This window comes from Cupriavidus sp. MEYA8 (assembly GCF_059278825.1).
Map to the genome: position 1 here is coordinate 1,060,715 of NZ_CM181221.1, position 23,223 is coordinate 1,083,937.

The window sequence follows — 23,223 nt, forward strand, 5'->3', positions numbered from 1 at the left end:
GCTCTTAAAACGATAAGGAACGGGCTTACTGCTCTTCGGCCAGCAGCGACAGGCCGAGGCCGGCACGGCGCCACAGCCACGGGCTCGGGCGGTAACGCATGTCGCCGGTCAGCGCTTCCATGTTGCGCAGCGTCTCGAGCACCAGTTGCGGGCCGACCGCGTCGCCCAGGGCCAGCGGGCCCTTCGGGTAGCCGAGGCCGAGGTTCACGGCAAGGTCGATGTCCGCCGGCGTGGCGATGCGCTGCTGCGCGATATCGCTGGCGATATTGATGATGCAGCAGAGCACGCGCTGGGCAACAAAGCCGGCAGAATCGCGGATCAGCGTGACCGGCACGCCGTCGCTGCCAAAAAGGCCATGCGCGGCGTCACGCGCGGCGGCGCTGGTGGCGGGCGTGGTCATCAGCGTGCGGCGCTTGGTGGCCTCGAACGGCAGCAGCGTGTCGATGGCGACGGTGCGGGCCGGGTCCAGGCCCTGCTGCAGCGCGCTGGTGGTGGCATCCAGGCCCAGCGGCGTGACGATGATCAGCGCGTCGGCCGACGGCTTGTTGCCGCCTTCCGGGGTCACGCCCAGCGCGCCCAGCAGCTTGGTCACCATGGCGTGGCCGCGCTCGCTGTCATGGCTGACCCAGACGCTCGACGGGCGCGCGCCCGGCACAGCGGCGGCCGCCGGCACCTGCTTCTGGCCATCGGCGTAGCGGTAGAAGCCGGCGCCGGCCTTGCGGCCGATCAGCCCGCCGACCGCGCGGATCGCGGTGATCGGCGACGGACGGTAGCGCGGCTCCTGGTAGAACTGGTTGTAGATCGACTCCATCACCGGGTGCGACACGTCCAGCCCGGTCAGGTCCATCAGCTCGAAGGGGCCCATGCGGAAGCCGGCCTGCTCGCGCATGATGTTGTCGATGTCGGCAAACTCGGCCACGCCTTCCTGCGCGACCTTCAGGCCTTCGATGTTCATGCCGCGGCCGGCATGGTTGACGATGAAGCCCGGCATGTCCTTGCAGCGCACCGGCGTATGGCCCATGCGGCGCGACAGCGCCATCAGCGCGTCGCCCACCGCGGGGTCGCCCGACAGGCCGTCGATGACTTCGACCACCTTCATCAGCGGCACCGGGTTGAAGAAGTGGTAGCCGGCGATGCGGCCCGGGTGCTTCGCGCCGACGGCAATCGCGGTGATCGACAGCGACGAGGTGTTAGAGGCGATGATGGCGTCCTCGCGCAGGATCGCTTCCAGCCTGGCGATCAGGTCGCGCTTGACTTCGAGCTTCTCGACAATGGCTTCCAGCACCATGTCGCAGCCGGCCAGGTCTTCCAGCGCGCCGCAGGGCTTGACGCGGGCCAGCGTGGCCTGGGCGTCGGCGGCGCTGATCTTGCCCTTGTCGGCGAGCTTGGCCAGCGTGTCCTGCAGGTACTGGCGGGCGGCGGCCACAGCTTGCGGGTTGGCGTCGTACAGGTTCACGGTCAGGCCAGCCTGGGCGGCGATCTGCGCAATGCCGCGTCCCATGGCGCCGGTGCCGACGACACCCAGCGTGTCGATGGTGAAAGTGCTCATCATTCGTCCCAAAAGTTGTGGTTAAATTAGCACGATCGTACGTTTTTTGCATCTTTCCGAACAGACCGGAAGGGCAGGCGGCGTGCGCTGATCGGCCAGGCCGGACACGGCAGGCTACGGATGGTCCACAATCCCCCTCAGACCCGTGCTCGCGCGGGCGATCATTCCAACAATGGAGAGAGACGCATGCTGAAGCTCTGCGGTTTTGCCGCCAGCAACTACTACAACAAAGTGAAGCTGGCGCTGCTGGAAAAGAACGTGCCGTTCGAAGAGGTGCTCGCCTGGATCGGCGAGATCGACCCGGCTGCTTCGCCCGCAGGCAAGGTGCCCTACATGATCACCGAATCCGGCTCGCTGTGCGAGTCGGAAGTCATCGTCGAATACCTGGAGGCGGCTTTCCCGCAGACGCCGCTGCTGCCGAAGGACCCGCTGCAGGCCGGCAAGGTGCGCGAGATCGTCACCTTCCTGGAGCTGTACCTGGAGCTGACGGCGCGCGAGCTGTATCCGGAAGCGTTCTTCGGCGGCAAGGTCAGCGACAACGTCAAGGAGCGCCAGCACAAGCTGCTGACGCGCTATATCCCGGCGTTTGCCAGGCTGGCGAAATTCTCGCCGTATATCGCGGGCGAGAGCTTCACGCTGGCCGATTGCGCGGCGGCGGTGCACCTGCCGCTGGTGTCGTCGTGCACCAAGATCATCTATGGCACGGACATGCTGGCTGACCTGCCGGTCAAGGATTACCTGAAGACGCTGTCGCAGCGCGAGTCGGTGCAGAAGGTCAATGCGGACCGGAAGGCGAATACGGAACTGATGATGAGCCGGAGCAAGTAAGCGTCGGCGCATCCTCGCGACAAAGCAAAACGCCCGCGATGACATCGTGGGCGTTTATGTTTTGGGGGCAGGGTCCGCGGGCCTGCTCAGAGCCTGGCGAGCCGTTCCAGCGCCAGCGCCAGCGTCTCTTCCTTCTTGGCAAAACAGAATCGCACCACGCCCGACTCGCGCGGCTGCGTATAGAACGCCGACACCGGAATCGCCGCCACGCCGATCTCGCGCGTCAGCCACATGGCGAAGTCCGCCTCGCTCAGGTCGGAAATGGCCGAGTAGTCGACGCACTGGAAGTAGGTGCCATCCGAGGGCAGCAGCTTGAAGCGCGAACCGGCCAGTCCCGCCCGGAAGAAATCGCGCTTGGCCTGGTAGAAGGCCGACAGCTCCAGGTACGGCGCGGGATCGGCCATATAGTCGGCCAGGCCATGCTGCACCGGCGTATTGACGGTGAAGACGTTGAACTGGTGCACCTTGCGGAACTCGGCCATCAGCGCGGCCGGCGCGGCCACGTAGCCGACCTTCCAGCCCGTCACGTGATAAGTCTTGCCAAAGCTCGAGATCACGAAGCTGCGCCGCGCCAGCTCGGGATGGCGCGAGACCGATTCATGCCGCTGGCCGTCGTAGACCATGTGCTCGTAAACCTCGTCGGAGAGCAGCAGGATGTCGGTGCCGGCCAGGATCTGCGCCAGCTTGTCCATGTCGCCCGCGCGCCAGATCGTGCCGGTGGGGTTGTGCGGCGTGTTGATGAGGATCATGCGCGTGCGCGGCGTGATCGCGGCGGCGAGCTTGTCGAAGGGCACGCGGAACTCGGGCGCCTCCAGCGTGACCGGCACGGCGGTGGCGCCGGCCAGTTCGATCGCGGGCAGGTAGCTGTCGTAGCAGGGCTCGAGCACGATCACTTCGTCGCCCGGGTGCACGGCGCACAGGATCGCGGTCAGGATGCCCTGCGTGGCGCCGGCGGTGACGGTGATTTCCGACTCCCAGCTGTACTGGTGGCCGTACAGCGCGGCGATCTTGTCGGCGATGGCCTGGCGCAGGCGCGGCACGCCCGCCATCGGCGGGTACTGGTTATGACCGGCGCGCATGGCCCCTGCGACGGCATCGACGATCTTCGGGTCGCAATCAAAGTCCGGGAAACCCTGGCCCAGGTTGACGGCGTTCTTCTCGATGGCCAGGGCCGACATCACGGTAAAGATGGTGGTGCCGACGCCGGGCAGGCGCGAGGGTGGCGGGGTCAGCGGGGCGAGCGTGGTGTCTGCGGACATGTTGCGGGCGTATCGATGCGGTAAGGGGAGGGCGCGCGTGCCGGACCGGCCGCGCGCGCGATCCGGCAATTCTAAAGCGGATCGGCCGTGGTGTTGGCTGTGATGTCGGCGGTGCTGGCGGCGGTGTCGACCCGCGCGGCCAGCCAGGCGCCGAAGCCCGGCGGCGTCAGCACCTCGACGCCGCTGGAGCGGCGCAGCCGGCTGCGCAGCTTGAGCACCGCCTTGTCCTTCGACACCAGGCACGCCGCGCCGGCAAAGTGGGCCAGTTCGACAAACTTCTGGTCGTCGGTGTCCTTGCAGCGGGGCAGCCTGATGGCGTCGGCCTCGTCCTGCGGCGGCAGCGGTTCGAGGCGGGCCAGGCGGTCGACGGTGGCCAGCGCGGCGTCGATATCCACCTCGAAGCGGGCAAATTGCGGATAAGCCAGCACCCGGCGCAGTTCTTCACGGCAATCGGCGCGGATCACCGGGGCGATGGCGCCGGCTTCGAGCGCGTGCCGGATCGGCTCGACATGCGGGTCGCGAAACACCAGCAGGTCGACCCAGATATTGGAGTCGAGCACCACGCAGGGTGCGCCCGCTGGCGCGGATGTGATGCCGGCGGGGCTGGCGGGATGGTCGGTTCCGGTACTGTCGAGGCGCATTCGCTACAATCTTGGCTGGTTTGTCCTTGGCTATAGCCGCGATTTTGCCATGCTCATCGTTTTGTCTCCCGCCAAGTCCCTGGACTACGAGACACCCCCGCGCATCAAGACCCATACGCTGCCGCGTTTCATCGACCGTTCCGCCACGCTGATCGAGCGCCTGCGCAAGCTCGCGCCGCAGGACGTGGGCACGCTGATGGACATCTCCGACAAGCTTGCCGTGCTCAACGTCACGCGCTATGCCGAGTGGTCGCCCGAGTTCACCGCCGCCAACAGCAAGCAGGCGGTGCTGGCCTTCAACGGCGACGTCTACGACGGTCTCGACGCGAAGACGCTGAGCGCCGAGGACCTCGGCTTCGCGCAGAAGCACCTGCGCATCCTGTCCGGCCTGTACGGCGTGCTGCGTCCGCTGGACTGGATGCAGCCCTACCGGCTGGAAATGGGGACGCGCCTCGACAACGCAGCCGGCAAGGACCTGTATGCATTCTGGGGCGACGAGGTCACGCAGACGATCAACGGCGACATGGCTGCGCTGAAGCAGGAAGGCTCGCCAGTGCTGGTCAACCTGGCCTCGGAAGAGTATTTCAAGGTGGTGCGGCCCAAGGTGCTGCAGGCACGCATCGTCACGCCGGTGTTCGAGGACTGGAAGGGCGGGCGCTACAAGATCATCTCGTTCCACGCCAAGCGCGCGCGCGGCACGATGGCGCGCTACGCGGTCACGCACCGCATCACCGAGCCGGAAAAGCTCAAGCGCTTCGCCGGGGACGGCTATGCCTTCGACGCCTCCGCTTCCGACGCCGGCCGCTGGGTGTTCCGCCGCCGCCTGGAAGACTGAACCCCGGAAGACCGAACCCTAACGAAACGAGACCGCCAGCCATGCCTTCCGCCCTGCATATTTCCTCGCATTTCGATTCGGGTGCCATCGAGGTCGAGGCGCTCGACCGTGCCGACGATATCCGCCTGCGCATCCGCGCCGATTCGCACGCCGACTTCCGGCAGTGGTTCCATTTCCGCCTGCAGGGCGCGGCGGGGCAGGCGTGCCGGATGCACTTCCTCAACGCGGGCGATTGCACTTATCCGGATGGCTGGCGCGACTACCGCGCGGTGGCCTCGTATGACCGCGCGCACTGGTTCCGCGTGCCGACCAGCTTCGACGGCAAGGTGATGACGGTGGAGTTCACGCCGGAGCACGACAGCGTCTGGTTCGCGTATTTCGAGCCCTATCCCGACGAGCGCCACCTGTCGCTGCTGGCGAGCTGCCAGCGCTCGCCGCTGGCGCAGCTGTCGCACCTGGGCAGCACCGTCGACGGGCGCGACATGACCCGCGCCACGCTGGGCCAGCCCGGCCCCGGCAAGAAGACCATCTGGATGATCGCGCGCCAGCATCCGGGCGAGAGCATGGCCGAATGGTTTGTCGAAGGCGTGCTGCAGCGGCTGACCGGCACCGGCATCTGGGCCGGCGATCCGGTCGCGCGCAGGCTGCTCGAGCGCGCCGTGTTCCATATCGTGCCGAACATGAACCCGGATGGCTCGGCGCGCGGCAACCTGCGCACCAACGCCGCCGGCGCCAACCTGAACCGCGAATGGATGTCGCCCAGCGCGGATACCAGCCCGGAGGTCTACCACGTGCGCCGCGCCATCGAGGCCACGGGGTGCGACATGTTCTTCGATATCCACGGCGACGAGGGCCTGCCGTACAACTTCGTCGCCGGCAGCGAGATGCTGCCCGGCTTTACCGAAGCGCGCCGGCGCGAGCAGCAGCGCTTCATCGAAGCCTTCAAGCGTGCTTCGCCGGACTTCCAGGACGTGCACGGCTATGCCGCCAGCAAGTACAACGCCGACGCGCTCAAGCTCGCGTCCAAGTACATCGGCCATACCTTCGGCTGCCTGGCGCTGACGCTGGAAATGCCGTTCAAGGACAACGCCGACTTGCCCGATCCGGCGGTGGGCTGGAACGGCGCGCGCAGCGCGCTGCTGGGTACGGCGATGCTGCAGGCGATCCTGGATTACCTGGGCTGAGGTGGTGTCTCTCTCGCACGCTGAGGGTTTGCTCCCCTCTCCCTGATGGGAGAGGGGCGGGAGAGGGGAGACAACCAGCGAGCTTACTGCTTCTTCTTGGCCGTGCTGCTCGTCTTCGCCGACCCTGACGCCGCTTTCGACGAAGCCGACTTGGTCGACTTGGCCGCCGAAGACTTGCCCGACTTCGACGACGCCGTGCTCTTGCCCTTGCCCTTGCGGCTCTTGCCGGACGACGTGGCCTGGCTCGACGTGGGCACCGCAGGCGCGGCAGCGGGTTCGCTGATGGTGGCGCCGCCGGGGTCCTGCAGTTCGTACGCCAGCATCATGCCGTCGTCGTAGCCGCAGCGCACGCGCACGGGCTGCCAGTCGTCGCCGCGGCGCTTGTGTGCGGTGGCGTTGAACGTCACCACGGTACTGACCGGCACGGCCTGCTTGCCGGGCGAGAAGCGTCCGCTCCAGGGCTCGGTCGTGGCCTGCCCGGCGGCGAGCGCGCCGGTGGGGATCTTCAGGGCATCGTAGCTGGCCGAGCGCGGCACTACCCAGCTGGCGTGCGCGGCGCAGTCGGCCACGTCGCTGCTGGCGTTCTCGGTCTTCATCAGCTGCTCGCGCATGCGTGCGCGGTACTCGGACAGGCTGACACGGCCGCGATCGGGCAGGGTGATGGTCTTGGTGGGCGGGGTGGAGGAAGCGGCAGGAGCGGGGGCGGGCCGGGCAGGAGCGGCCGTCGGGGCGGCGGCAGCAGGGGCCTGCGCGGCGGCCTCGTCGGCCGGCATGTTGGCGCAGCCCGCCAGCCCGATCGCACCGGCCACCGCGGCAGCCAACATGCGGAGCCGGCTGCCGAGCAGTTCGGAAATTCGTCGGATCACAGTGTTTGCGGTGTTCGCGTTCTGGGATTGGCTTGCCGGCGCAGGGGCCGGCAGGCCGGGTAGCTTCGCAAAGGAATGCCATGATAGAGGAAACCTATCCGGCAAAGTTCCTAAATCTTGTTACCTATTCTTCTAACGCAATGACGACGCGCAGGAACGGGCCTGCTTTCTAGCAGATATTTCCCACGCCGCACAACTGCGGGGAACCCGCACGGCCGGTCCGCGGTGATCCCGCGCGGCCCGGCCGTGGTGCGTTGGCAAACGCCTCAGGCCACGCGCGAGGGCATCGCGCGCGTAAAGCGCAGCAAATCGTCGAGCAGTGCGTTCAGGTCATGGCGCAGCTTGGCGAAGCCGGCGGTGTGGGTCAGGCCCACCTCGTCCATGTACAGCTTGCGGTTGACCTCGAGCTGCAGGCTGTGGCGACCGGCCTGCGGCTGGCCGACCACGCGCACGATTTCCACGCCCTTGTAGGGGTGGTTGCGCCAGACCTCGTAGCCCATGTCCTTGAGCACGCCTTCGATGCGGTCGGTGAAGCGCTTGTCGCAGGTGGTGCCGTCACGGTCGCCGACGACAAAGTCGGGATGCTCCAGGCCGGGGAACTCGGTCGCGTATGGCGCGGCGTGGCTCGGCATCGAATGGCAGTTGATGTGCCAGGCGCTGCCGTGGCTGGTGACGGCGTGATCGGCCAGTTTCTGCAGCTGCGCGTAGTAGGGCAGGTAGCAGCGGTTGATGCGCGACTGCACTTCTTCGACGCCGAGCTTGCGGTCGTAGATCGCCTCGCCGCTGTCGAGCACGCGCCAGACGAGGCCCTTGCCAAGCCGGGTCTTGGAGGTTTCCTGCTTCGCGCCGGGCCAGGGGGCGTCGAGCAGGGCTTCGTCGATTTCCTCCAGCGCGCGGTTGGCGTCGAGGTAGCTGCGCGGGAAGCCCGCGCACAAGAGCGGGATGCCGCGCGCCGGCGCGCCGGCGTAGAGCTCATCGACGAAGGTGTCCTCGGCCTGCCGCAGCAGCTGCAGCGGCAGGGCGGGATCGGGGCGGAAGTCCGTCGGGTAGGTGGTCGCGCTGTGCGGCGAATCCAGGAACAGCGGGGCGGGCTCGCCCTCCGGCTGGTACAGGAAGTACGGACTATCCGCGGTGGTTCGGTCGGTATCGGTCATGGTGCTGCGCCAGTGGTCAGTCGAGCGAGATCTTGGCGGCCGCGGCCACGCGCTTGTTCTTGGCCACTTCGCTCCTGATCTGCGCGGCGAAGTGAGCCGGGGTGTCGCCCACCGGGGTCGCGCCCAGCTTTTCCAGCTTGGCCTTGACTTCCGGCGTTGCCAGCACCTTGACGGCGGCGGCATGCAGCTTGTTCTGGATGTCGGCCGGCAGGTTGGCCGGCGCGATCAGGCCGAACCACGCGGCGTCGTTGACCTCGCCCAGGCCCAGCTCGGCGAAGGTCGGCACGTTCGGCAGCGCCGCCACGCGCTTGGGCGCGGCCACGGCCAGCGCGCGCAGCTTGCCGCCTTCGATGAACGGCAGCGACGACGGCAGGTTGTCGAACAGCACCTGCACCTGGCCGGCCAGCGCGTCGTTCAGCGCCGGGCCCACGCCCTTGTACGGCACGTGCAGCAGTTCGGTCTTGCTGCTCATCTTGAACAGTTCCCCCATCATGTGCGAGACGCTGCCGTTGCCGGCCGAGCCATAGGCCAGCTTGTTCGGCTGCGATTGCGCCAGCGCGATGAAGGACTTCATGTCGGTGGCCTTGACCGCCGGGTTGATGCTCATCACGTTCGGCACCGAGGCCAGGTTGGTGATGGTGGTGAAGTCCTTGGTTGCATCGTAGGACAGGCGCGGGTAGACCGCAGGGTTGATGCCGTGGGTCGAGGCCGTGGCAATGCCCAGCGTGTAGCCGTCGGGCGCCGCCTTCGACAGGAAGGTGGTGCCGATGCTGCCGCCGGCGCCGCCGCGGTTGTCGACCACCACGGCCTGGCCCAGTTGCTGGCCGAGCTTGTCGGCAACGATGCGCGCGACGATATCGGTGGTGCCGCCGGCGGGGAAGGGCACGACCAGCGTGATCGGCTTGGTCGGGTAGCCGGACTGGGCGGCGGCGCTGAACGACAGGCCGGTGGCGAGGGCGGCCGAGGTGGCGGCCAGGACGCGGAGGAGGTGGCGACGTTGCATGATTTGTGGGGAAAGGTATCGAGAAAGAGACAAAGGCGTTTTCACGATTCTGCTCGTCCAGGCAGGACCCTCGCAAACGAAATAAAATCCCTAGCTCATTCCATTTGGTCGTGAAGTAGAGGTGAATTATGCGACGCATGTGTCCGTCGCTGACCGAGTTGCAGGCCTTCGAGGCCGCGGCCCGGCACAACAGTTTCACCGTCGCCGCACGCGAACTGCATGTGACGCAGGGGGCGGTCAGCAAGCAGGTGCGCAGCCTGGAGGCTTACCTTGGCGTGGAGCTGTTCGAGCGCGTGCGTCAGCGCCTGGTGCTGACCACGGCGGGAGAGCGCTACCTGGAGCGCATCGGGCCAAGCCTCAACGAACTGGAGGCCGCCACCGTCGAACTGATGGCGCGCCAGGGCCGCGGCGGCGTGTTGCATATCGCAAGCATGCCGACATTGGGCGCGAAGTGGCTGATCCCGCGCCTGCCGCAGTTCTTTGCGCGGCATCCGGAGGTAACGCTGGAATTCGTGCCGCATGCGCAGGGCTACGATTTTTCCGAGCCGGATCTGGATGCGGCGATCCGCTTCGGCGATGGCGTCTGGCCAGGCAGCCTGGCTGACTACATGACCGGACGCGAAGTGCTACCGGTATGCCGGCCGGGCCTGCTGGCACAGGAACCGCACGGCGTCGCGCGCACGCCGGCCGCCTTGCTGCACTATCCGCTGCTGCACCACACCACCGTGCCCGAGGCCTGGCCCGACTGGTTCGCCACGCTCGGCGTAACCACGCGGCAGGCGTGGAGCGGCGCGCGTTTCGACCAGTTCTCGTTGCTGACGCAGGCCGCGCTGTCGGGGCTGGGCATTGCGCTGATCCCGCGCTGCCTGATCGAACAGGAACTCGCCAGCGGGGCGCTGGTGGTCGCGCATCCGGCGCAGGTGCTGGCAAAGAAAGGCTATTACCTGTGCTATCCGGAGCAGAAACAGCACCTGCCGGCGCTGCAGATTTTCCGCAAGTGGGTGATGGAGGGTGCAGATGTGCCGGCCGCCGGATCACGGGCCGCCTCGTCCGGGCAAGCGGGTCCGGCGCGCTAGGCTTGCGTTGCAGTCAGGTTACGCAGTTGCTCCAGCAGCCTGACTGCCGGCGCTGGCAGGATGCCGTGCCGGCGCCGGTAGACGGTCAGCCGGCGCGGCGCGCTGGCGCCGGGTATCGGCAGCGGGTGGATCAGCCCGGCCTTCTGCTCGGCCTGGTACATCGGCTCGGCAATCCAGCTGAGGAAGCCGGCGCGCGCGACCAGGCTCTTGAGCGCGATGATCGAGCGCGTTTCGGCGACGATCTCGGGCGGCGCCAGTTCATGCCGCGCGAACAGACGCAGCAGTTCCTCGAACGGCGCGGTGCCGCGCGGCGGCATCACCCAGTGGCAGCCCCGCGTATCGGCCAGCTTCAGGCCGCGCTTGCCCATCAGCGGATGGCCGGTTGCGGCCACCACGTAGCTGGTATCGCTCCAGCCAACATCGCTGACGGCGCAGATCTCGTCGTTTTCCGGCAGGGCAATGCCGATGGCCAGGTCGATCTCGCGCTTGGCCAGCGCATCGGCGAGGAAATCGCCCACTCCTTCGATGATGCGCAGCCGCAGATTGGGCCAGCGCGCCAGCACGGCCTCGATGGCCTGCGGCAGCACGCCGCTGACCACGCTGGCGACGGCGCCGACACGGATGGTGCCGCTGGCCAGCCCGCGCAGCGCGCGGACGGCCTCGATGGCGTGGTCGGCTTCGTGGCGCAGCAGGGTGGCGTGGGGCAGCAGCGCCTCGCCGTAGGCGGTCAGCACCATGCCGGTGGAATAGCGTTCGAACAGCGGGGCACCCAGTTGGGCTTCCAGCCGCTGGATGGTACGGCTCAGCGCCGGCTGGGTCAGGTTCAGGTGGGCCGCGGCGCGCCCCAGGCTGCGGTGCTCGCAGACAGCAAGGAAGGCCTGGATTTGGCGCAGATCGAGGGTCATGCAGAATGGTAATGACTTTGCCCGGAATTGGCAATTTTCAGGCAAGGGCAGCGTGTCCATACTGTGGCGCAAGTCAACCCATCCCAGCCCTAGGACCCGACCGCCATGGCGCCCATCGCCCCTTCCAGTCCACCCCAGCTGCCTGTCACTGTCCGCGGCGCCGTCCTGGACCTGCTCCGGGCCTTTGGCATGACTTCGGTGTTCGGCAATCCCGGCTCGACCGAACTGCCGCTATTCCTGGATTTCCCTGCTGATTTCCGTTACGTGCTGGGCCTGCAGGAGTCGGTCGTGGTCGGCATGGCCGACGGCTACGCCCAGGCCACGCGCAACGCCGCCTTCGTCAACCTGCACTCGGCCGCCGGCGTCGGGCATGCCATGGGCAGCATCTTCACTGCCTTCAAGAACCGCACGCCGCTGGTGATCACTGCCGGCCAGCAGGCGCGCTCGATCCTGCCGTACGAACCGTTCCTCTATTCGGCGCAGGCAACGGAGCTGCCCAAGCCATACGTGAAGTGGAGCTGCGAGCCGGCACGCGCCGAAGACGTGCCGCTGGCGATTGCGCGCGGCTACTACATCGCCATGCAGCCGCCGCGCGGGCCGGTGCTGATCTCCATTCCGGCCGATGACTGGGCCCGTCCCTGCGAGCCGGTACTGCCGCGCACGGTCAGCACCGAGATCGGGGCCCAGCCCGCGCTGCTCGCGCAGATCGGCGACGCGCTCGACGCCAGCCGCCGTCCCGCTTTGGTGGTCGGCGCGGCCGTCGATCGTGACGGCGCCTGGGATGACGTCGTGCGGCTGGCCGAGCGGCACCAGGCTTCGGTGTGGGTCGCGCCGATGTCAGGGCGCTGCGGCTTTCCCGAAGACCATCCGCTGTTTGCCGGATTCCTGCCGGCCATGCGCGAGAAGATCGTCGCGCTGCTGGCCGGGCATGACCTGATCTTTGCCGTGGGCGCACCCGCGTTCACCTATCACGTGGAGGGCTTCGGCCCGCACGTGCCGCCGGGCGCGCAGCTGGTCCAGCTGACCGAGGACGCCAGTGCCGCAGCCTGGGCACCGGCGGGCACGAGCGCGGTCGGCAGCATCCGCCAGGGTGTGGCCGGCCTGCTGGCCCGTCCCGCCCCGCCGCGCCGCGAAGCCCCGCCGCCAAGGCAGCCCGCGCCGCGCGCGCAGCCGGGCGCGCCGATGAGCGTGGCCTACGTGCTGCAGACCCTGGCCGAGCTGCGCGATCCGGAGTCGATCATCGTCGAGGAAGCGCCGAGCGCGCGCCCGGTGATGCATCGCTACCTGCCGATCGTGCGCAGCGAGACCTTCTACACGATGTGCAGCGGCGGCCTGGGCTTCGGGCTGCCGGCGGCTGTTGGCGTGGCATTGGGCAAGCCAGGGCGCAAGGTGATCGGCCTGGTCGGCGACGGGTCCAGCATGTACGCGATCCAGGCGTTGTGGAGCGCCGCGCAGCTGAAACTGCCGATCACGTTCATCGTGCTGAACAACCGCCGCTACGCGGCGCTGCAGGAATTCGCGCCCACCTTCGGCTTCGGCCACGGCGATCCGCTGGTGGGCACGGCTCTGCCCGACCTCGATTTCGTGGCGCTCGCGCGCGGCCATGGCTGCGAGGCGGTGCGGATCCGCACCGCGTCAGCGCTGCCCGATGCGCTGGCCACGGCGCTGCAATCCAGCGTGCCGACCGTGGTCGAGATCGAGGTGGCCTAGCCGCTTTCCCTTTCCATGCCGCGCCGGCATGCCAGAACAACAGAGGAGACAGACCATGCAGACCATCACCATGCTGATCGGCGGCGAGCGTACGCCGGCCGCCAGCGGCGCAACCTTCGAGCGCCGCAACCCGCTGGACCAGAGCGTCGCCACGCGCGCCCCGGCCGCCGGCAAGGCGGATGCGCTGGCCGCCGTGGCGGCAGCGGCCGATGCCTTCCCGGCGTGGCGCGATACGGGCCCGGGCGATCGCCGGGCGCTGCTGATGCGCGCCGCGCAGTCGCTGGAAAGCAAGGGGGCGGCGATCGCGGCGGCGATGGCGGCGGAGACCGGCGCCTCGGCCCAGTGGGCCGGCTTCAACGTGCATCTGGGCGTCGGCATGCTGCAGGAGGCGGCCGCCCTGACCACGCACATTCATGGCGACGTGATTCCGTCTGACGTGCCGGGCAGCGTTGCCATGGCGGTGCGGCAGGGCGCGGGCGTGGTGCTTGGCATCGCGCCCTGGAACGCGCCGGTCATCCTCGGCGTGCGTGCGGTGGCGACCGCGCTTGCCTGCGGCAACACCGTGGTGCTCAAGGGCTCGGAGATCTGCCCGGCAACGCATGGCCTGATCATCGATGCGCTCGCGCAAGCTGGCTTTCCGCCGGGCGTGGTCAACTTCATCACCAATGCGCCGGTCGACGCCGCCGAGGTGGTGGAGGCCATGGTGGCCCATCCGGCGGTACGGCGCGTCAACTTCACGGGTTCGACGCGCGTGGGCGGGCTGATTGCGCAGGCCTGCGCGCGCCACCTGAAGCCGGCGGTGCTCGAACTGGGCGGCAAGGCGCCGCTGGTGGTGCTCGATGATGCCGACCTCGATGCCGCGGTCGACGCCGCCATCTTCGGCGCCTTCGCCAACTCGGGCCAGATTTGCATGTCCACCGAGCGCATCTTGGTGGATGCTGCCGTGGCGGACGACTTCGTTGCCAGGTTCGCCGCACGTGCCGCCGCGTTGCCGCTTGCCGATCCGCGCTCGGGGCCGGCGGTGCTGGGCTCGGTGGTGGACATGAGCACGGTCGAACGCTGCAACGCCATGATCGACGATGCGCTGGCCAAGGGCGCGAAGCTCACCTGCGGCGGCAAGGCCACGGATACGCTGATGGCCGCGACCGTGCTCGATCATGTCACGCCGGAGATGGACATCTACCACGAGGAATCGTTTGGGCCGGTCAAGGCGGTCGTGCGCGTCAGTGGCGTGGAAGCGGCCATCGCCTGCGCCAATGATTCGGAGTACGGGCTTTCCGCTGCCGTGTTCGGGCGCGACATCGCGCGCGCCATGCAGGTCGCGCGGCGCATCGAGTCGGGCATCTGCCATGTCAACGGGCCCACCGTGCATGACGAAGCCCAGATGCCGTTCGGCGGTGTCAAGTCCAGCGGCTATGGCCGCTTTGGCGGCAAGGCCGGCATCGAGGCCTTTACCGAACTGCGCTGGATCACGATGCAGACCACGCCGAGGCAGTATCCGTTCTGAGCAGGACGGCCGGTGGTGGCCGGTGGTGGCCGGTGGCGGCCACTGGCCGCCCGCACATAACGAGAACATTCAGGAGACAAAGCATATGCGATTCCCTTCCCGCATTGCGCGCCCCATTGCCGTGGCAATGTGCGCGCTGGGCCTGGCCGGCAGCGCGGCTGCACAAGGCAATGCCACGCCGTGGCCCGTGAAGCCGATCCGGCTGGTGGTGAACTTCCCGGCCGGCGGCGCGGCCGACACGCTGGCCCGCGGCATTTCACCGACCCTGTCCGAAGCGCTCAAACGCCCCGTGGTGGTGGATAACCGGCCCGGTGCGAACGGCATCGTCGGCGGCGATGCCGTGGCCAAGGCACAGCCGGATGGATACACCTTCCTGCTGACCTCCGGCGGTGCGGTGGCGATCGATCCCTTCCTCTACAAGAAGATGCCCTACGACCCGCTCAGGGACCTGACGCCCGTGGCATCCGTGGCGCTGGTGCGGGTCTACCTGCTGGTGCATCCCTCGCTGCCGGTCAAGACGCTGGGCGAGTTCGTCAGCTACGTGCGCGAGCATCCGGGCAAGCTCAGCTACGGCTCGGCCGGGAACGGCAGCACGCCGCATATCGCGGCGGAAATGTTCAAGCGGTCGGGTGGGCTCGATGCCGTGCACGTGCCGTACAAGGGCGCGGCGCCGGCTTTGGGCGACCTGCTCGCGGGGCAGGTCCAGTTCATGTTCGACCCGGGGCCGGGGCTGCAATACGTTGCCAGCGGCAAGCTGCGCCTGCTCGCGGTGGCCAGCGCCCGGCGCGCACCGCAGTTCCCCGATGTGCCCACGCTGGCCGAAGCCGGCCTGCGGGACGTGGACGGCGATTCGACCTTCGGGGTCTATGCGCCTGCAGGCACGCCGCCGGCCATCCTGGAACGCATGAACCGCGAGATCAACCAGGCACTGTCCGCTGCGCCGCTACAGGAAAGCGTCAGGAAGCTGGGCGGCACGGCGGAGCCGATGAGCATCCGCGCGTACGGTGAGCGGCAGATCGCCGACCGGGCGCGCTATGGCAGGTTCATCCGGCAGGCAGGGATCACGGTGGACTGACTCGCCGCAGCCAAGGCGGGCGCCGCTGCGCGGCTCAGCGCTCGACGCCGGCAACTCCAACCAGGGCGGCCGGCTGTTCGGGCGCCAGGCCATGGTGTCAATGCCGGCCCGAGCCCGGCCGGCACCAACTGCGCCGGGGAGAACCCGGCCGACAAGAAGGCCTGCCGCGAGTGGTCTGCGCTGCTGCAGTACGAAAGCGGCGGGTGATGCCGCGCAAGGGAACAGGCCGATCGTCCCTAACGCGGCATTCACTCACTCACTTCGACAGCACCTTCATCGCCGATTCCAGCCCCGCCAGCGTGACCGGGTACATGCGCCCCTTCATCAGCTGGTTGATCACCGTGATCGACTGGCGGTACTGCCACAGGCCTTCGGGCTCGGGGTTGAGCCAGACGAAGTGTGGGAACTGCTCGGTCATGCGGTTCAGCCACACCGCGCCGGCCTCGGCGTTGTTGTATTCGACCGAGCCGCCGGGCTGCAGGATCTCGTACGGGCTCATGGTCGCGTCGCCGACGAAGATGATCTTGTAGTCGGACGTGTACTTGTGCAGCAGGTCCCACGTGGCCAGTTTCTCGGCGTGGCGGCGGCGGTTGTTCTTCCACACGTAGTCGTACAGGCAGTTGTGGAAGTAGTAGTACTCCAGGTGCTTGAACTCGGTCTTGGTGGCCGAGAACAGTTCTTCCACGCGCTTGATGTGGTCGTCCATCGAGCCGCCCACGTCCATCAGCATCAGCACCTTGACCTTGTTGTGGCGCTCGGGCCGCAGCTTGATGTCGAGCAGGCCGGCATTGGCCGCGGTCGAGTGGATAGTGTCGTCCAGGTCCAGCTCGGTGTCGGCCCCGTCGCGCGCAAAACGGCGCAGGCGGCGCAGCGCCACCTTGATGTTGCGCGTGCCCAGTTCGACCTGGTCGTCGTAGTCCTTGTAGGTGCGCGCTTCCCACACCTTGATCGCGGTGCGGTTGCCCTTGCTCGGGCCGCCGATGCGGATGCCTTCGGGGTTGTAGCCGCCGTGCCCGAACGGCGAGGTGCCGCCGGTGCCGATCCACTTGTTGCCGCCCTCGTGCTTTTCCTTCTGCTCCTCGAGCAGTTGCTTGAGGCGCTCCATCAGCTTGTCGAGGCCGCCCATGGCCTCGATCTTGGCCTTTTCCTCGGCCGACAGCTCGCGCTCCAGCGTCTTCTGCAGCCAGTCGAGCGGGATGTCGGACTTCCAGTCAACCAGGCTTTCCACACCCTTGAAGTAGGCGGCAAAGGCCTGGTCGAACTTGTCGAAGTGCTTCTCGTCCTTGACCAGCGTCATGCGCGACAGGTAGTAGAACTCGTCGATCGAGGGCGTGATGACCTGCGCCTTGAGCGCTTCCAGCATGGTCAGGTATTCCTTGACCGAGACCGGCAGCTTGGCGTGGCGCAGCGAGAAGAAGAAGTCGATCAGCATGATGCCTTGCTCAGGTGATAGGCGGCCGCTTCAGCGCGGACGGTCAAGCTGGAATTGCAGGTGTTGACGCACCGTCGGCCATTCGCTGGCGATGATCGAAAACACCACGGTATCGCGCAACGAGCCGTCCTGCATGCGCTGGTGGTTGCGCAGCACGCCGTCCTGCTTGGCGCCGAGGCGCGCAATCGCGGCGCGGCTCTGCTGGTTCATCCAGTGCGTGCGGAATTCAACGGCGATGCAGTCGAGCTGGTCGAAGGCATGGCCGAGCAGCATCAGCTTGCACTCGGTGTTCAGCGGCGTGCGCTGGACCCGGCGCGCGTACCAGGTCGAGCCGATCTCCACGCGCCGGTTGGCCGCGTCGATATTCATGTAAGTGGTCATGCCCGCCAGTTCGCCCGCGGCGTCGCGCACCGCGAACGGCAGCATCGAGCCCTGCTCCTGCAGGCCCAGGCGCCGCACGATCTCGGCTTCCATGCGCTCGGGCGCGGGCACGCTGGTGTACCAGAGCTTGTACAGCTCGCCGTCGGCGCAGGCGGCGCGCAGGCCGTCGGCATGCTCGGGTCGCAGCGGCTCCAGCGTGGCGTGCTTGCCGGCCAGGGTCACGGGTTTGGCAAAAGCGGTCATGACAGAATGCTCGCTCAGCGGTTGGCGCGGTTCATGAACACCAGGCGCTCGAACAGGTGCACGTCCTGCTCGTTCTTCAGCAGCGCGCCGTGCAGCGGCGGGATCGCGGCCTTCTTGTCGGGGCTCTTCAGCGCATCGGGCGGGATGTCCTCGGACATCAGCAGCTTGAGCCAGTCGATCAGCTCGGAGGTGGACGGTTTCTTCTTCAGGCCCGGCAGGTTGCGCATCTCGTAGAACGATTCCAGCGCGGCGGCGACCAGCTCGCGCTTGATGCCGGGGTAGTGCACGTCGACGATCTGCTGCATGGTGTCGGCGTCCGGGAACCTGATGTAGTGGAAGAAGCAGCGGCGCAGGAAGGCGTCGGGCAGTTCCTTCTCGTTGTTCGAGGTGATGATCACCAGCGGACGGTGCTTCGCCTTGACCAGTTCGCGCGTCTCGTAGACGTAGAACTCCATGCGGTCGAGTTCGCGCAGCAGGTCGTTGGGGAATTCGATGTCGGCCTTGTCGATCTCGTCGATCAGCAGCACCACTTGCTGGTCGGCCTCGAAGGCCTGCCACAGCACGCCCTTGACGATGTAGTTGCGGATGTCGTGCACGCGGTCGTCGCCGAGCTGCGAGTCGCGCAGGCGCGAGACCGCGTCGTATTCGTACAGGCCCTGCTGCGCCTTGGTGGTCGACTTGATATGCCACTGCAGCAGCGGCATGCCGAGCGCGGCGGCCACTTCCTCGGCCAGCATGGTCTTGCCGGTGCCGGGCTCGCCCTTGATCAGCAGCGGGCGCTGCAGCGTGCGCGCGGCGTTGACGGCCAGCTTGAGGTCGTCGGTGGCGACATACTGGTCACTGCCCTCGAAACGGGCCTGCTGGGCGGAAGAAGCTTGGGCGGAAGCGTTGGCGGTGTTTGACATGAGGCAACCTGGAGGTGACGGCCCTGTCTTGGTCGGTTCGGGCCGGGTTGGCGTGTTTGGCGCAGTCTCTTCGCGCTGTCACGCGCGCTTTCATCATGGGCGGTATGGTTCGTCCGGGCCTGCCATCGAGCGTCTGCGAACGGTCGTGCGCTTTCCCGGAATGGGCCAGTATAAAAGACCTTTGCGGTTCGTGTTGGGCGGGCCTGACAGACGGCCGGCATCCAGGGGCGGTAGCTGGACTGCCAGGTGCCGCCTGCTGTACAATGCGCCGGTTTGACGCGCCCCCACGTCCAGTTCTCCAGTATCCGGCAGTCCGCGCTCAGAAGTCCCAGCGGCCCGTCCGGGTCGCGGCGATTGCGCGAGGTGGTTCCAGAATGTGTTCCACATCACGGCAATGATCCCGGATGCCGAATGTCTGGGCGGGTCTGGCGGGTTGCAACTCTTGCAACCCCACCGACAAGCCAGGCTTTCCCCCAGAAGCATTCTGAAACCGTCTCCGCCCGGCAGGGCAGGTCACGCACGGTTTAATTTCCAATCCGCAAAGACAATGAAAAAGCTCCTCACGATGGTGGTGCTGGGCGCGGCTGCAATGGGCGCGCAGGCACAGGAAGTCAAGGGCAATGGAGACGCTGCCAAGGACAAGGTTGCAATGTGCATCGGATGCCACGGCATTCCGGGCTACCGTGCGTCATTCCCCGAGATCTATGAAGTGCCGATGCTGGGCGGCCAGAGCGCCAAGTACATCGAAAACGCGCTGAAGGCGTACCAGAAGGGCGAGCGCAAGCACCCGACCATGCGCAGCATCGCGGCCACGCTGACCGAGCAGGAAATCGCCGACGTGGCGGCCTACTACTCGCAGCAGAAGCCGAATACCCAGAACAACGCCCTGAAGTAAGAGACCCATCATGAAGACGCTCAAGACGCTTTCGATCGCGCTCGGCGCACTCGTGCTGGGTGCCGCCGCAATGCCGGCTTCGGCCGCCGACCTCGCCAACGGCAAGGCGCTGGTGCAAAAGGGTGCCTGCGTGGCCTGCCACGGCGAGGGCCTGAACAAGCCGATCTCGCCCGACTATCCCAAGCTGGCCGGCCAGCATGCCGACTACCTGTACCACGCGATGGCGTCGTACCAGGTGTCGGGCAACGCGCTGGTGGGCCGCTCCAATGCGATCATGGCCGGCCAGGTCAACGCCAATCCGGCCGTGACCGGCAAGGATGGCAAGCCGCGTCCGTTCACGCGCAAGGAGTTGAAGGATATCGCTGCGTATATCGAGTCGCTGCCGGGCGACCTGGTGCTTAAGAAGTAAGCCATAGCGGCGACCGTCGCGCCGTTGCAGAGGAAAAGGCCGCCTTGGACAGGCGGTTTTTTCTTTGGGCGGCGCGCCCGCGCGGCCTACGCTGCCACACCTGCCAGCCGGCGGCGCATCCCTGCCGTAAGCCACGGCTCACCGTCGCCGACGACCAACGCATCGACGCCGGCCGCATCGAGCAGCAGGCCGGCCGCGGCGGACTTGCCAGCCACCATCAACGCGGCACCGAGTCCATTGACCGCCACAGCCGGTGAAGCCACCAGCGTCACGCCATGCGGACCCGACGCCGGCATGCCGGTGGCGGGGTCGAGCACGTGGTGGTAGCGCCTGCCGTTGGCGACGAAGCAGCGCTCATAGTCGCCCGATGACGCTACCACGGCGTCGGATACCTCCAGTACGCCCAGCAGCCGTGCCGGTGCGCGCGGATCGCGCACGCCCACGCGCCAGTCGCGCCCTTGCAGCTGGCCGCTCGCCAGCACATCGCCGCCGCCATTGATCATGGCATGATGCAATCCATGCCTGCGCAGTGCCTGCATGCCGGCCTGCAGGATCGGCAGCTTGGCGATGCCGCCCAGGTCCAGGCGCATGCCGGGGCGCAGCAGCATCGCTTCGCCCCGGCGTTCGTCGAGCATGACCTGCCGGTAGTCCACCAGCGTCCGTTCGCGTGCCAGCTCGGCGGAAGCCGGCACGCGTGCATTGCCTTCACCGAAGTGCCAGCCGGCAAAGGCGCCGACGGTGATGTCAAACGCGCCACCGGTGCGCGCCGACAGTGCTGCCGCCGCTTGGAGCACTGCCATCAGTTCCGGTGCGACCGGCACCGGCTGCCGGCCCGCTGCGCGCTGCAGCGCGCTGACCTGGCTGTCCGGCCGGTAGCGCGACATCAATTGCTCCAGGCGCGCCATTTCCGCAAAGGCGGCGGCGATGCCGGACCTTGCAGCCTGGTAAGAACTGTCCTGCACCACGATATCGACCTGCGTGCCCAGCAGGCGCCGCGATGCGCGCGTGACCGTGGCATCGGCCAACGCGGGCCTGACGAACATGGCGGTGGCAAGCATCGGCATGGTGGCCGCGGCGGCGCGCAGAACGTTGCGCCGCATGGCGTCGATGCGAGAGGAGGAAGACAGCGTTGCCGGCAGGGTCTTGGCGCGCATGACAGGGTGGGCGGCGCATGCCGCGTTAGTCGTTGACGTTGTGGTGTCGCCATTCTCCGGGCAGTCTTCAAAAAAACATGCATCAAAAATGAATATTTAAGATATCCATGACGACCGTCAACCTCGTTCACGCCAACTGCTTCGACTATCTGTAACCGGCAACATCAGGCCACCCACACAACGAAGAGAGCAGGCGGAGCCCTCCGCCCATTGCAATGACGGTTCGAGGATCGAAGATGACGAGGCATTCGCAACACCCACTGGCACACACCGATGCACCGGCGGCACCGGGACGAAGGCGCTTTATCAATACCGCGGCGCTGGCCGGGCTGGCCGGCGTGGCGGCGTGCACGGACAAGGGCGCCGCGCCCGCCGCGGCCACCGCGGCAAGCGCTGCCCAGGCAGGACATGGCGGCGCCCCTGCCGGCGTGTCGGTGCACCTGAAGCCGGGCGAGCTCGATACTTACTACGGCCTGTGGAGCGGCGGCCATGCGGGCGACGTGCGCGTGCTGGGCCTGCCCTCGGGGCGCGAGCTGCACCGCATCCCGTGCTTCGTGCCCGACGCGCTGACCGGCTGGGGCATCACCAATGAATCCAAGCGCGTGATGGGCACGCGCCCCGATGGCAACGTGCTGTACACCGTCGGCGACACGCACCACGTGCATGCCTCCTACAAGGACGGCAACTACGATGGCCGCTACGCGTGGATCAACGACAAGATCAACGCGCGGCTGGCGCGCATCCGGCTCGACTACTTTGTCTGCGACAAGATCACCGACCTGCCCAACGTGCAGGGCTTCCACGGCATTTTTCCGGACAAGCGCGACCCCGTCGACGCGAACATCAACTACACCACGCGCGTGTTCTGCGGCGCGGAGTTCGCCCTGCCGCTGTCCAATACGCCGACCGAGGACGCCGGCAAGTACCGCTCGCTGTTCACCTGTGTCGATGCGGAGACGATGGCGGTGCGCTGGCAGGTGCTGATCGACGGCAATTGCGACCTGGTCGCATCCTCGTACGACGGCAAGCTGGCTGCCACCAACCAGTACAACGTCGAGATGGGCGCGCGCTATGAAGACATGATGTCGGCCGAGCGCGATGCCTGCCTGTTCTTCAACATCGCCCGCATCGAGGCTGCGATCAAGGATGGGAAATTCAAGACCATCGGCGATTCGAAGGTGCCGGTGGTCGACGGCACGCACGCGGCCAACGCCGACCCGAAGACCGCGCTGACCACCTACGTCTCGGTGCCGAAGAACCCGCACGGCGTCAATGCCAGCCCGGACCAGAAGTACTTCATCTGCGCCGGCAAGCTGTCGCCGACCGGCACCGTGATCGAACTGGCGAAGGTGCTGGACTGGTTCGACGGCAAGCTGGAGACGCCCGACGATGCCATCGTCGCCGAGGTCGAGCTGGGCCTGGGGCCGCTGCATACCGCCTTCGACGGGCGCGGCAATGCCTACACCACGCTGTTCCTCGACAGCCAGATCGTCAAGTGGAATATCGACGCGGCGATCCGCTTCCACAAGGGCGACAAGAACGCCAAGTACGTGGTCGACCGGCTCGACGTGCAGTACCAGCCCGGCCACCTGAACGCCTCCCAGTCCGAAACCGTCGCCGCCGACGGCAAGTTCCTGGCAGTGGGCTGCAAGTTCTCCAAGGATCGTTTCCTGCCGGTGGGGCCGCTGCATGCCGAGAACGAGCAGCTGATCGATATCTCGGGCGACAAGATGGTGCTGCTGGCGGACCACCCGGTGCACAGCGAGCCGCACGATTTCATCATCTTCCGTCGCGAGCTGCTGCGGCCGAAGCAGGTCTATGCGCTGGATGATTTCCCGCTGGCGGTGAAGGATCCGCAGCAGTCGGGCGTGTTCCGCAACGGCAGGAAGGTGACGGTGAAGATCACGTCGCAGGCGCCGGTGTTCTCGCTGCGCGAAATCAAGTTGAAGAAGGGCGACGAGGTCACGCTGATCCTGACCAACCTGGACAAGATCGAAGACCTGACGCACGGGTTTGCCATCCCCAAGTACAACATCAACTTCATCGTCAATCCGCTCGAGACCGCGTCGGTAACCTTTGTCGCGGACAAGCCGGGCGTGTTCTGGTGCTACTGCACCCACTTCTGCCACGCGCTGCATCTTGAGATGCGCAGCCGCATGATCGTCGAGGCCTGAGACGGCATGCGTGGATGACCTGGCGCGGTGCCCGCTGC

21 protein-coding genes are annotated in these 23,223 nt (G+C 67.0%); 10 read left to right on the forward strand and 11 right to left on the reverse strand.

The window, feature by feature from the left end; all coding sequences use genetic code 11:
- Positions 1-25: 25 nt before the first annotated feature.
- Entirely contained in the window at positions 26-1,549 is a 1,524-nt protein-coding gene (locus AC5WJ1_RS04920; protein WP_135706235.1) for a 3-hydroxyacyl-CoA dehydrogenase, read from the reverse strand.
- Positions 1,550-1,735: 186 nt separating this feature from the next.
- Here AC5WJ1_RS04920 and AC5WJ1_RS04925 point away from each other — a divergent pair, with 186 nt between their 5' ends.
- Complete coding sequence (locus tag AC5WJ1_RS04925; RefSeq protein WP_195428097.1) at positions 1,736-2,377, forward strand: glutathione S-transferase; 642 nt, start codon at positions 1,736-1,738, stop codon at positions 2,375-2,377.
- An 86-nt stretch (positions 2,378-2,463) separates the two neighbouring features.
- Here AC5WJ1_RS04925 and AC5WJ1_RS04930 read toward each other — a convergent pair whose 3' ends face one another.
- Both AC5WJ1_RS04930 and AC5WJ1_RS04935 read right to left on the reverse strand, forming a co-directional pair.
- Positions 2,464-3,636 (reverse strand): pyridoxal phosphate-dependent aminotransferase, encoded by a 1,173-nt coding sequence (locus tag AC5WJ1_RS04930; RefSeq protein ID WP_195428095.1) that lies wholly within the window; start codon positions 3,634-3,636, stop codon positions 2,464-2,466.
- Positions 3,637-3,707: 71 nt separating this feature from the next.
- Positions 3,708-4,277 (reverse strand): PIN domain-containing protein, encoded by a 570-nt coding sequence (locus AC5WJ1_RS04935; RefSeq protein WP_133097663.1) that lies wholly within the window; start codon positions 4,275-4,277, stop codon positions 3,708-3,710.
- A 49-nt stretch (positions 4,278-4,326) separates the two neighbouring features.
- Here AC5WJ1_RS04935 and yaaA point away from each other — a divergent pair, with 49 nt between their 5' ends.
- Both yaaA and AC5WJ1_RS04945 read left to right on the forward strand, forming a co-directional pair.
- Positions 4,327-5,112, forward strand: a complete 786-nt coding sequence (gene yaaA / locus AC5WJ1_RS04940) for a peroxide stress protein YaaA (protein WP_133097664.1) — start codon at positions 4,327-4,329, stop codon at positions 5,110-5,112.
- A gap of 41 nt (positions 5,113-5,153) precedes the next feature.
- A complete protein-coding gene (locus tag AC5WJ1_RS04945) occupies positions 5,154-6,296 on the forward strand; it encodes a M14 family metallopeptidase (protein WP_135704906.1) in 1,143 nt (380 codons plus the stop codon).
- Positions 6,297-6,379: 83 nt separating this feature from the next.
- Here AC5WJ1_RS04945 and AC5WJ1_RS04950 read toward each other — a convergent pair whose 3' ends face one another.
- The 3 genes from AC5WJ1_RS04950 to AC5WJ1_RS04960 all read right to left on the reverse strand — a co-directional run bounded on the left by AC5WJ1_RS04950 (position 6,380) and on the right by AC5WJ1_RS04960 (position 9,319).
- Entirely contained in the window at positions 6,380-7,162 is a 783-nt protein-coding gene (locus AC5WJ1_RS04950) for a BspC domain-containing protein (protein WP_431189902.1), read from the reverse strand.
- 266 nt (positions 7,163-7,428) lie between these two features.
- A complete protein-coding gene (locus tag AC5WJ1_RS04955; protein ID WP_133097666.1) occupies positions 7,429-8,316 on the reverse strand; it encodes an N-formylglutamate amidohydrolase in 888 nt (295 codons plus the stop codon).
- A gap of 16 nt (positions 8,317-8,332) precedes the next feature.
- Positions 8,333-9,319 (reverse strand): Bug family tripartite tricarboxylate transporter substrate binding protein, encoded by a 987-nt coding sequence (locus AC5WJ1_RS04960; protein WP_133097667.1) that lies wholly within the window; start codon positions 9,317-9,319, stop codon positions 8,333-8,335.
- Between the two features lie 128 nt (positions 9,320-9,447).
- On the opposite strand from AC5WJ1_RS04960, the gene AC5WJ1_RS04965 reads away from it, so the two are divergent.
- Complete coding sequence (locus tag AC5WJ1_RS04965; protein WP_133097668.1) at positions 9,448-10,395, forward strand: LysR family transcriptional regulator; 948 nt, start codon at positions 9,448-9,450, stop codon at positions 10,393-10,395.
- Here AC5WJ1_RS04965 and AC5WJ1_RS04970 read toward each other — a convergent pair.
- Entirely contained in the window at positions 10,392-11,300 is a 909-nt protein-coding gene (locus AC5WJ1_RS04970) for a LysR family transcriptional regulator (protein WP_240745942.1), read from the reverse strand. The two genes, AC5WJ1_RS04965 and AC5WJ1_RS04970, sit on opposite strands and share 4 nt — an antisense overlap.
- Positions 11,301-11,405: 105 nt before the next feature.
- On the opposite strand from AC5WJ1_RS04970, the gene mdlC reads away from it, so the two are divergent.
- The 3 genes from mdlC to AC5WJ1_RS04985 all read left to right on the forward strand — a co-directional run bounded on the left by mdlC (position 11,406) and on the right by AC5WJ1_RS04985 (position 15,592).
- The gene (gene mdlC / locus AC5WJ1_RS04975) at positions 11,406-13,010 is read left to right on the forward strand and encodes a benzoylformate decarboxylase (protein WP_135704908.1); all 1,605 of its coding nucleotides are present in this window, start codon (positions 11,406-11,408) and stop codon (positions 13,008-13,010) included.
- 55 nt (positions 13,011-13,065) lie between these two features.
- A complete protein-coding gene (locus tag AC5WJ1_RS04980; RefSeq protein WP_494476379.1) occupies positions 13,066-14,517 on the forward strand; it encodes an aldehyde dehydrogenase in 1,452 nt (483 codons plus the stop codon).
- Between the two features lie 85 nt (positions 14,518-14,602).
- The gene (locus tag AC5WJ1_RS04985; RefSeq protein WP_133097672.1) at positions 14,603-15,592 is read left to right on the forward strand and encodes a Bug family tripartite tricarboxylate transporter substrate binding protein; all 990 of its coding nucleotides are present in this window, start codon (positions 14,603-14,605) and stop codon (positions 15,590-15,592) included.
- 256 nt (positions 15,593-15,848) lie between these two features.
- Here the strand turns inward: AC5WJ1_RS04985 and AC5WJ1_RS04990 are convergent, their stop codons facing one another.
- Genes AC5WJ1_RS04990 through AC5WJ1_RS05000 form a run of 3 tightly spaced genes read right to left on the reverse strand, consistent with a single transcriptional unit; the run spans position 15,849 to position 18,553 of the window.
- Positions 15,849-17,024: a vWA domain-containing protein gene (locus AC5WJ1_RS04990; RefSeq protein ID WP_135704911.1), complete on the reverse strand. Its 1,176-nt coding sequence runs from the start codon at positions 17,022-17,024 to the stop codon at positions 15,849-15,851.
- A gap of 30 nt (positions 17,025-17,054) precedes the next feature.
- A complete protein-coding gene (locus tag AC5WJ1_RS04995; RefSeq protein WP_133097674.1) occupies positions 17,055-17,648 on the reverse strand; it encodes a GNAT family N-acetyltransferase in 594 nt (197 codons plus the stop codon).
- A 14-nt stretch (positions 17,649-17,662) separates the two neighbouring features.
- A complete protein-coding gene (locus tag AC5WJ1_RS05000; RefSeq protein ID WP_133097675.1) occupies positions 17,663-18,553 on the reverse strand; it encodes an AAA family ATPase in 891 nt (296 codons plus the stop codon).
- Positions 18,554-19,100: 547 nt separating this feature from the next.
- On the opposite strand from AC5WJ1_RS05000, the gene AC5WJ1_RS05005 reads away from it, so the two are divergent.
- The gene (locus AC5WJ1_RS05005; RefSeq protein WP_133097676.1) at positions 19,101-19,448 is read left to right on the forward strand and encodes a c-type cytochrome; all 348 of its coding nucleotides are present in this window, start codon (positions 19,101-19,103) and stop codon (positions 19,446-19,448) included.
- A 10-nt stretch (positions 19,449-19,458) separates the two neighbouring features.
- A complete protein-coding gene (locus AC5WJ1_RS05010; RefSeq protein WP_494476380.1) occupies positions 19,459-19,857 on the forward strand; it encodes a c-type cytochrome in 399 nt (132 codons plus the stop codon).
- 86 nt (positions 19,858-19,943) lie between these two features.
- Here AC5WJ1_RS05010 and AC5WJ1_RS05015 read toward each other — a convergent pair whose 3' ends face one another.
- A complete protein-coding gene (locus AC5WJ1_RS05015) occupies positions 19,944-20,957 on the reverse strand; it encodes an FAD:protein FMN transferase (RefSeq protein ID WP_371704893.1) in 1,014 nt (337 codons plus the stop codon).
- Positions 20,958-21,247: 290 nt separating this feature from the next.
- On the opposite strand from AC5WJ1_RS05015, the gene nosZ reads away from it, so the two are divergent.
- Entirely contained in the window at positions 21,248-23,185 is a 1,938-nt protein-coding gene (nosZ, locus tag AC5WJ1_RS05020) for a TAT-dependent nitrous-oxide reductase (RefSeq protein WP_434032956.1), read from the forward strand.
- Positions 23,186-23,223: the final 38 nt, after the last annotated feature.